The organism is Actinomadura sp. GTD37 (genome assembly GCF_041951365.1).
Classification (GTDB): domain Bacteria; phylum Actinomycetota; class Actinomycetes; order Streptosporangiales; family Streptosporangiaceae; genus Spirillospora.
On record NZ_JBGNUS010000007.1, the window covers coordinates 348,350 to 357,734 of the forward strand.

At 70.9% G+C, this 9,385-nt stretch carries 7 protein-coding genes; 4 read left to right on the plus strand and 3 right to left on the minus strand.

The window, feature by feature from the left end; genetic code table 11:
• Window positions 1-21: 21 nt before the first annotated feature.
• Window positions 22-1,170: a cystathionine gamma-synthase gene (locus tag ACA511_RS32010; RefSeq protein WP_375028399.1), complete on the minus strand. Its 1,149-nt coding sequence runs from the start codon at window positions 1,168-1,170 to the stop codon at window positions 22-24.
• Between the two features lie 153 nt (window positions 1,171-1,323).
• On the opposite strand from ACA511_RS32010, the gene ACA511_RS32015 reads away from it, so the two are divergent.
• Complete coding sequence (locus ACA511_RS32015) at window positions 1,324-3,486, plus strand: MMPL family transporter (protein WP_375028400.1); 2,163 nt, start codon at window positions 1,324-1,326, stop codon at window positions 3,484-3,486.
• Window positions 3,487-3,610: 124 nt separating this feature from the next.
• Here the strand turns inward: ACA511_RS32015 and ACA511_RS32020 are convergent, their stop codons facing one another.
• A complete protein-coding gene (locus tag ACA511_RS32020) occupies window positions 3,611-4,987 on the minus strand; it encodes a cystathionine beta-synthase (RefSeq protein WP_375028401.1) in 1,377 nt (458 codons plus the stop codon).
• 182 nt (window positions 4,988-5,169) lie between these two features.
• On the opposite strand from ACA511_RS32020, the gene ACA511_RS32025 reads away from it, so the two are divergent.
• From ACA511_RS32025 to ACA511_RS32035, 3 genes are all read left to right on the plus strand, one after another.
• A complete protein-coding gene (locus ACA511_RS32025) occupies window positions 5,170-6,285 on the plus strand; it encodes an SGNH/GDSL hydrolase family protein (protein WP_375028402.1) in 1,116 nt (371 codons plus the stop codon).
• Window positions 6,286-6,508: 223 nt separating this feature from the next.
• A complete protein-coding gene (locus ACA511_RS32030; protein ID WP_375028403.1) occupies window positions 6,509-7,729 on the plus strand; it encodes an acetyl-CoA C-acetyltransferase in 1,221 nt (406 codons plus the stop codon).
• A gap of 190 nt (window positions 7,730-7,919) precedes the next feature.
• Entirely contained in the window at window positions 7,920-8,147 is a 228-nt protein-coding gene (locus ACA511_RS32035) for a DUF4287 domain-containing protein (protein WP_375028404.1), read from the plus strand.
• Between the two features lie 164 nt (window positions 8,148-8,311).
• Here ACA511_RS32035 and ACA511_RS32040 read toward each other — a convergent pair whose 3' ends face one another.
• The gene (locus ACA511_RS32040; protein WP_375028405.1) at window positions 8,312-9,136 is read right to left on the minus strand and encodes a Bax inhibitor-1/YccA family protein; all 825 of its coding nucleotides are present in this window, start codon (window positions 9,134-9,136) and stop codon (window positions 8,312-8,314) included.
• Between the last annotated feature and the right edge of the window lie 249 nt (window positions 9,137-9,385).

Consider the following 9,385-nt stretch of genomic DNA (forward strand, 5'->3'; position numbering starts at 1 on the left):
GCGGGAATGGTCAGCTGATTCTCAGCCGAGCGCCTGCTCGAGATCGCGGCGCAGGTCGTGCACGTCCTCGATCCCGACGGAGAGCCGTACCAGGTCGGAGGGCACTTCCAGCGGCGAGCCGGCGGCCGAGGCGTGCGTCATCCGGCCCGGATGCTCGATCAGCGACTCGACGCCGCCGAGCGACTCGCCGAGCGTGAACAGCTTCGTCCGCTCGCACACCCGGACGGCGGCCTCCTCCGACTCCATCCGGAACGAGACCATGCCGCCGAACGCCTTCATCTGCTTGGCGGCGACGTCGTGGCCGGGGTGGCCGGGCAGCCCCGGGTAGAGGACCTGCCGGACGGCCGGGTGCCGCTCCAGCATCTCCACGATCCGCTCGGCGTTCGCGCAGTGCCGGTCCATCCGCACGCCGAGCGTCTTGATGCCGCGCAGGGTGAGCCAGGAGTCGAACGGGCCGGCGACGGCGCCCATCGCGTTCTGGTGGAACGCGAGCCGCTCGCCGAGCGCCGGGTCCGACACGACGAGCGCGCCGCCGACGACGTCGGAGTGCCCGCCGATGTACTTGGTGGTCGAGTGGACGACCGCGTCCGCGCCGAGCTCCAGCGGCCGCTGCAGGTACGGGGACGCGAAGGTGTTGTCGACGGCGAGCAGCGCGCCCCCGTCGTGCGCGACGGCGGCGAGCGCCGCGATGTCGGCGATGGCGAGCAGCGGGTTCGTCGGCGTCTCCACCCAGATGATCTTCGTTTCGGGGCGGAGCGCGGCCCGCACCGCGGCGATGTCGCTCAGCGGCACCGGGTCGAACGCGACGCCCCACGGCTCGGCGACCTTCGCGAACAGCCGGTAGGTGCCGCCGTAGGCGTCGTCCGGGATGATCACGTGGTCGCCGGGCCTGCACACGGCGCGCAGCAGCGCGTCCTCGGCGGCGAGCCCCGACGCGAACGCCAGGCCGCGCGCGCCGCCCTCTATCCCGGCCAGGCATACTTCCAGCGCGGTACGCGTCGGGTTGGCCGACCGGGAGTACTCGTAGCCGCCGCGCAGGCCGCCGATGCCGTCCTGCTTATAGGTGGAGACCTGGTAGATCGGCGTCACGACCGCGCCCGTGGCGGGATCGGGTTCCTGCCCGGCGTGGATGGCCAGGGTCTCGAACCCATGCTGAACCTCGTTGTCCATGGGTACGAGGCTATCCACCCGCCGCCCCTCCTAGAGGAGGAGGCACTCCCCCGGAGGTATCACCCCCTATTTCAGCGCAGGGGGTGACCCCAAACCGCCCGGGGGTCTCTACCGTTCTAGTGGTATCCCTACGACCTTGATTAAGGAAGTCCCATGTTCGCTCGGCTCGCGCGCTTCGTCGTGAGACATCCGTGGTGGACGATCGTGGCGTGGCTCGTCGCCGCGGTCGTCATCATCGCCTTCTCCCCCAAGCTCACCACCGAGTCCGACCAGGGCGACTTCCTGCCCTCCAAGTACGAGTCGGTCCAGGCGATGGAGATCGCCGAGAAGGCGTTCCCGCAGCAGGAGGACACCTCCTCGCTGATCGTCGTGAAGCGCTCCGACGGGCAGCAGCTGACGCCCCAGGACACCGCCAAGGTGACCGAGGCCGCCAAGTCGCTGAACGCCGACAAGCCGCAGACGGTGCTGAACTTCCTGACCGGCCCGCAGACCGTGGCGCCGAACAAGGCCGTCCAAGTGGTCATGGTGCCGATGAAGGGCACCTCGATGGACGACAGCACGAAGCAGGGCGACGCGGTCAAGGAGATCCGCAAGGACCTGCCGGGGCTGCTGAAGGGCAGCGGGCTGGAGGCCAAGGTCGGCGGTGACGTCGCGAGCTTCGTCGACAACGAGGACTCCTTCAACAAGTCCTTCGAGATCGTCGGCATCGCCACCTTCGTGCTGATCATCGGCCTGATCCTGCTGATCTTCCGGGCCCCGCTGGCGGCGGTGCTGCCGATCGTCGTGATCACGGTGACGATGCAGGTCGCGATGGGCCTGATCGGCGTCGCCTCGAAGATCTTCGGGTTCTCCGGCGACGACAGTCTCAGCACCATCATCTTGATCGTCCTCTTCGGCATCGGCGCCGACTACTACCTGTTCCTGATGTTCCGGTTCCGGGAGCGGCTGCGCGCCGGCGACGACAAGAAGACCGCGATGATCACCGCGGTGGAGCGGGTCGGCGAGGTCATCTCCTCGGCCGCCGCCGCGATCGCCGTCACGTTCCTGGTGCTGCTCCTCGCGACGTTCGGGGTGTTCAGCGCCTGGGGCCCGTCCCTCGCCATCGCCGTCATCGTGATGGGCATCACCTCGCTGACGCTGATCCCCGCGCTCGTGTCGCTGCTCGGCACCGCCGTGTTCTGGCCGTCCAAGGCGTGGAAGAAGCAGCCGAAGGGCACGGTCTCCGCGGCCATCGGCCGGGGCGTCGGCAAGCGCCCGGCGGTCGCCGCCGCCGCGTCCGGCCTCGTGCTGGTCGTGCTGGCGCTCGGCGCCCTCGGGTTCAAGGCCGACTACGACTTCGCCGCCGGCTTCCCGCAGGACACCGAGTCCGCCCAGGCGACCAAGGACATGGAGAAGGGCTTCCCGCCCGGCCTGACCACCCCGGTCCAGGTGTTCATCAAGAGCCAGAACGGGCAGCCGGTCACCGAGCAGCAGCTCGCGTCCTTCAGCCAGGCCGCCAAGACCGCGCCCGGCGTCGGCCAGGTGCAGCAGGCGATCCCCGGCCAGGACAAGTCCGTCGCGCGGGTCGACCTCGTGCTGAAGACCAACCCCATGTCCAACGAGGCGATCAGCCTGGTCAAGGACGACCTGACGCCGGCCGTGCACAAGGCGGCCCCGGAGGGCACCCGCGCCTACGTCGGCGGCGCGACGGCGATCTTCTCCGACATCAACACCGTCAACAACCGCGACCTGTCGGTGATCCTGCCGGTGGCGGCGGTGCTGATCGCGGTGATCCTCGCCCTGCTGCTCCGCTCGATCGTCGCCCCGCTCTACCTGGTCGTCTCCGTCCTGCTGGGCTTCGCCGCGACGCTCGGCTCCGCGGTGTACGTCTTCCAGGTCGGCATGGGCGAGGCGGGCGTCACCTTCCAGTTGCCGATCATCCTCTACCTGTTCGTGCTGGCCATCGGGACCGACTACAACATCCTGATGACCGCGCGGCTGCGGGAGGAGGCCAAGGAGGGCAACGAGCCGCGGCAGGCCGCGGCCTTGGCCGTCCAGCACGGCGGCCCGACCGTCGCCGCGGCGGGCCTCATCCTCGCCGGCACGTTCTCGGTGATGATGCTCGCGCCGGTCTCGATGCTCAAGCAGATGGGCTTCTCCGTCGCGATCGGCATCGCGCTGTCGGCGTTCGTCATGTCGACGTTCCTGGTGCCGGGCATCACCGCGTTGCTGGGCCACAAGGCCTGGTGGCCGGGGCACGGCGACGAGCCGAAGAAGAAGCCGGTCGGCCCCGCCGACACGCGCGAGGACTACGTCCCGTCCGGGTTCAGCCAGTAGGGGCCCCCTAGACGCCGGGTTGCGGAGCACGGCCTGAAACGCCGCCCACCGGCCGGCTCCGCAACCCGGCACCCGTTCGACGAAGAAGCGCCCGGTCTCCCGGGCGCTTCTTCCGTTCGCGGGGTCAGCCGGTGGCGGACGCCAGGAAGGACAGGAGGTCCTGGCGGGTGACGAGGCCCTTCGGCTTGCCGTCCACGAGGACGACCGCCGCGCCGGACTTCTCCAGCACGCCGACGGCCTTGCTCACCGGCTCGCCGTAGCCGAGCGTCGGCAGCGGCGGCGCCATGTGCAGCTCGACCGGCTCGGACATCTTGGCCTCGCCCTTCACCATGATGTCGAGCAGGTCGGTCTCGCCGACCGAGCCGACCACCTCGGCCGCCATGACCGGCGGCTCCTCCTTCATCACCGGGAGCTGCGACACCTCGTACTCGCGCATGACGGCGACCGCGGTCTGCACGGTCTCGTGCGGGTGGACGTGCACGAACTCCGGCAGCGTCCCGCCCTTGCGGGTGAGCACCTCGCCGACCCTGGCCTCCTCGGTGTTCGGGGTGAGGAAGCCGTAGTCCGCCATCCAGCCGTCGTTGAAGATCTTGCCGAGGTAGCCGCGTCCGCCGTCCGGCAGCAGCACCACGATGACGGCGTCGGGGTCCGCCTTCTCGGCGACGCGCAGCGCCGCGACCACGGCCATCCCGCAGGAACCGCCGACGAGCAGCGCCTCCTCGCGGGCGAGCCGCCGCGTCATGGTGAAGGAGTCCTTGTCGGACACCGCGATGACGTCGTCGCAGATTCCGCGGTCGTAGGTCTCGGGCCAGATGTCCTCGCCGACGCCCTCGGTCAGGTAGGGGCGGCCCGAGCCGCCCGAGTACACCGAGCCCTCCGGGTCGGCTCCGATGATCCGCACCCGGCCGCCGGAGACCTCCTTGAGGTACCTGCCGGTGCCGCTGATCGTGCCGCCGGTGCCGATGCCCGCGACGAAGTGCGTGATGCGGCCCTCCGTCTGCTCCCACAGCTCCGGCCCGGTCGTCTCGTAGTGCGACCGCGGGTTCTGCGGGTTGGTGTACTGGTTCGGCTTCCACGCGCCGGGGATCTCGGCGGCCAGCCGGTCGGAGACCGAGTAGTAGGAGTCGGGGTGCTCGGGGTTCACCGCCGTCGGGCAGACGACGACCTCGGCGCCGTACGCGCGCAGCACGTCGATCTTGTCCTTGCCGACCTTGTCGGGGCAGACGAAGACGCAGCGGTAGCCGCGCTCCTGGGCGACGATGGCGAGGCCCACGCCGGTGTTGCCGGAGGTCGGCTCGACGATCGTGCCGCCCGGCCGCAGCTCGCCCGACTTCTCCGCCGCGTCGATCATGCGGACCGCGATGCGGTCCTTCACCGACCCGCCGGGATTGAAGTACTCCACCTTGGCGAGCACCTGCGGCCGTAGGCCTTCGGTCACCTTGCGCAGTCGAACGAGCGGGGTGTTGCCCATCAGCTCGACGAGCGAGTCGTGTACGTTCACCGCGACTTCCTTGTCGTTCAGTGTTGATCTGAGCACAGCGCCGCCGTCCCGCCGACGGTAACGCGGCGGAACGGACGCGGCTCCGGAAGGTTTCCCGTTTCCGACGGTAGCCGACATCGACCGGGCAGGCATCAAACTCCCTTCGCGCGGGTAGGAACTTAATCACGGAGGGTCAACTCGGTATGTTGAGAGCATTCACCGCGCGCCGGATCGCCGCCGCGGCGGCCTACGGAGGCGGCGGCATCACAGCCCTCGGCGGCATCACGTTCGGCCTCATCATGGCGGAGGCGAGGCTCGCCCGCCGGATCATCCAGGCGACGCCCTACGGCGACCCGCCCGTGTCGGACGGCCTCTACGGGGAGTCGTTCGGCGGCGCGCCGCTGTCGCTGGTCATGCTCGGCGATTCGACCGCCGCCGGCCTCGGCGTCCACACCCCGGAGGAGACGCCCGCCGCCCTGCTCGCCACCGGGCTCGCCGCGACCGCCGGGCGTCCCGTCCGGCTGACGAACGTGGCGCGCTCTGGTTCCCGGTCGCAGGCCCTCGGCGGCCAGGTCGACCGCGCCCTGCAGACCCGTCCCGACATCGCCGTCATCATGATCGGCGCGAACGACGTGACCGGGCGGGTCGCCCCGGCCGAGTCCGTCCGGCACCTCGCGGACGCCGCCCGGCGGCTGCGCGCGGCGGGCGGCCAGGTCGTCGTCGGCACCTGCCCCGACCTCGGCTCGGTGAAGCCGCTGATGCAGCCGCTGCGCTGGTTCGCGCGGCGCGCGTGCCGCCAGCTCGCCGCCGCGCAGACCATCGCCGCCGTCGAGTACGGCGCCCGCTCGGTCTCCCTCGGCGACCTGCTCGGCCGCGAGTTCGCCGCCGATCCGCTGTCGATGTTCAGCGAGGACCGCTACCACCCGTCCGCCCGCGGCTACGCCGCCGCGGCCGCCGCGATCCTGCCGTCGGCGGCGTCCGCGCTGGGCCTGGAGCCGGAGCTGCCCGGCGAGATCGCCCGGCCGGTCTCCGAGGCCGCCGCGGAGGCGGCCGAGCGGGCCGGGACCGAGGTCAGCGGCGCCTCCGTCGCGGGCGACGACCGGGGGCCGCGGGGCCGCTGGGCCACGCTGCGCTACCCGCTGGACCACCCCTGGCGGAGGGCGCTGGGGCGCCGGCTGTCCACGGGCGTCGCGGCGGTCGCCGCCGTCGCCCCGGCCCGCCTGGCGGCCCGCTGCGCGACCGGTGTCGCGCAGGCCCGCGACCGGCTGCGGACGCGATCGCGGGACGCCCGGGTCCAGCCGGGCGAGACCGGCGGCTGAGCCCGGCCGGAACCGGGGACGGCCGCCGGAACGGGGCCCGTCACAAGGGCCGGCGGGGGCGGGACGGCCGTCCGGCCGCCAAGCTGCGTAAGCCCGCACTTATTGGATGTGATGTCCACCAAGACCGGGGGCGGGCTGCACCGGCCGGGACGCCGGCGGTTAGATTTGCTGGTGACCGGTGAGTAACGCAGCAACGTCCCAGGCCGTGAACAGGAGACCCGCCATGCCCGAGGCAGTCATCGTCGCCACCGCGCGCTCGCCCATCGGCCGCGCCTTCAAGGGCTCGCTCAAGGACATCCGGCCCGACGACCTCACCGCGCAGATGATCACCGCCGCGATGGCGAAGGTCCCGCAGCTCGGCCCGGACCAGATCGACGACCTGCTGCTCGGCTGCGGGCTGCCCGGCGGCGAGCAGGGCTACAACATGGCCCGCGTCGTGTCCGTCCTGCTGGGCTGGGACAACGTGCCCGGCGCCACCATCACGCGGTACTGCTCGTCCTCGCTCCAGACGACCCGGATGGCGCTGCACGCGATCAAGGCCGGCGAGGCCGACGTGATCGTCTCGGCCGGCGTCGAGACCGTCAGCCGGTTCGCCAAGGGCAGCAGCGACGGGCTGCCCGACACGCAGAACCCGCTGTTCGCCGACGCCCAGGCCCGCACCGCCAAGGCCGGCGAGGGCGGCGCGCCCGTGTGGCACGACCCGCGCGAGGACGGCGCCCTCCCCGACATCTACATCGCGATGGGGCAGACCGCCGAGAACGTCGCCGGGATGCGGGGCGTCAGCCGCCAGGCCCAGGACGAGTTCGGCGTCCGCTCGCAGAACCTCGCCGAGAAGGCGCTCTCCAACGGCTTCTGGGAGAAGGACATCACGCCGGTGACGCTGCCGGACGGCACCGTCGCGGCCAAGGACGACGGCCCCCGTCCCGGCACCACCTACGAGAAGGTGTCGCAGCTCCAGCCGGTGTTCCGGCCGGACGGGACTGTCACCGCGGGCAACTGCTGCCCGCTGAACGACGGCGCCGCCGCGGTCGTCGTCATGAGCGACACCAAGGCCGCCGAGCTCGGCATCACCCCGCTGGCCCGGATCGTGTCGACCGGCGTCACCGGCCTGTCCGCCGAGATCATGGGGCTCGGCCCGGTGGAGGCGTCGAGGAAGGCCCTGGCCAAGGCCGGCATGACCATCGACGACATCGACCTCGTCGAGATCAACGAGGCGTTCGCGGCGCAGGTGCTGCCGTCCGCCGAGGACCTCGGCATCGACCACGACAAGCTGAACGTGAACGGCGGCGCGATCGCGGTCGGCCACCCGTTCGGCATGACGGGCGCCCGCATCACGTCCACGCTCATCAACGGGCTGGAGTTCCACGACAAGCAGTTCGGTCTGGAGACCATGTGCGTGGGCGGCGGCCAGGGCATGGCGATGATCCTGGAGCGCCTCTCCTGACCCTCGGCCCGGTGGCCCGCACGGCACCGCCCTCGGGCGGCGCAGTGCGGGCCACCTGCGCGTTTCCGGGGGACATCCCCGTTACAAATGATCTACGTAACGCAAAAGATAGGTCCCCGTTAGGGTCTTGTCACATGCGGAGACGTGTTGCAGAGTCAGCAGGAAGAGCCCCGCGACCTGGAGGTGCCAATTGTCACTGAACCACTCGCCGGAGACGCACAGCAAGCTGATCGCCCGTATTCCGCAAGTCACAGGACGTGACATCCCCGAGTGGTTCACCACCATCGAGAACGGCCCCTCGTTCACCCGCTGCGAGGAACGCAGCTCGTGGCTGGCCGACGAGCACAACCTCTCGCACGGCTACGCCGCCGCACTGGTGCGCGAGCACGAGCGCGCGCGCCGCGCACGCCACTACTGAGTAGCCGCACGTACCCCATACGGACCCGGTGGGATCCCGCCGGCGGACGCCCCCGCAGTCGTGCCGCCGTGACGTCACGACCCTGGCGCTGAGATCCCGCACGGATCAGCCCCGCACCGCACGGCGCGGGGCTGATCGTCGGAGCGGTCGATCTCCCGCCCGGCTCAGTCGCGCCCGCTGAAGTAGCTGACCAGCCGCAGCATCTCCAGGTAGATCCACACGAGGCTCAGCACCAGGCCGAACGCGCAGTACCAGGCGAACTTCTCCGGCGCTCCCTGGCGGACGCCCTGCTCGACGGCGTCGAAGTCGAGCAGCAGGAAGAAGCAGCCGACGAGGATCGCGACGACGCTGAACACGTAGGCGAGCGGGCTGCCCGGGTCGCGGATGCCGATGCCCTCGTCGCCGCCGAACGCGTGCACCAGCAGGTTGAGGAACATCAGCGCGACGAGCGCGGCGCCCGCGGCGATGACGAACCTGGCGAACTTCGGCGTCACCCGCACGATGCGCAGCGCGTAGACGGCGAGCGTGCCGCCGAAAGCCAGCGCGGTACCGATCACTGCCTGGAAGACGACGCCGTGAAAGTGGTCGTTGTAGGCGTGGCTGATGATGCCGACGGCGACGCCGTAGACGGCCGCGAACGCCAGCACCAGCGGCGCGTTCGCCTTCTGGCCGAACGTGATGAACGCCCAGATGCCGATCTCGGCGATGAGCGCGACGACGAGGACCGGCATGGCGACCTCGGTGGGCACCAGCGTCCACGCGAGCGCCGCGGTGACCACCAGGACGGCCAGCGTCAGGAATCCGCGGACGACGACGTCGTCCATGGTCATCGGCCGGGTGGCGGGCGGCGCGTATCCGGGGGCCGCATAGCCGGGCGCACCGTACTGCTGCGCCCCGTAACCGGGTGCGTAACCGGGTGCGCCATAGGCGGCGCCCCCGGCCCGCTGGTCGAAGGCGTTCCCCCGGAACGCGGGGTTTCTGCTCTCCATCAGAGCCTCCACTTTCGGCCGACGTGGCCCTCAGTCTAAACGCGAAACCCCCGCATGATCAGCCCGAACCCGCGCCGAGCACGGCCAGCACCTGAGAGAAGCAGAACTGCCGATCCCCGGCCCCGCGGCCCCGCGAGGGCGAAGCCCTCGCTCGGGGGTTCCAGGGGGTCGGCCCCCTGGGTAAACAATGCGGGCCACCCGCGAGTTGATCGGAGATCAACGAGCATGGTGGCCCGCCCTCGGGGGTTC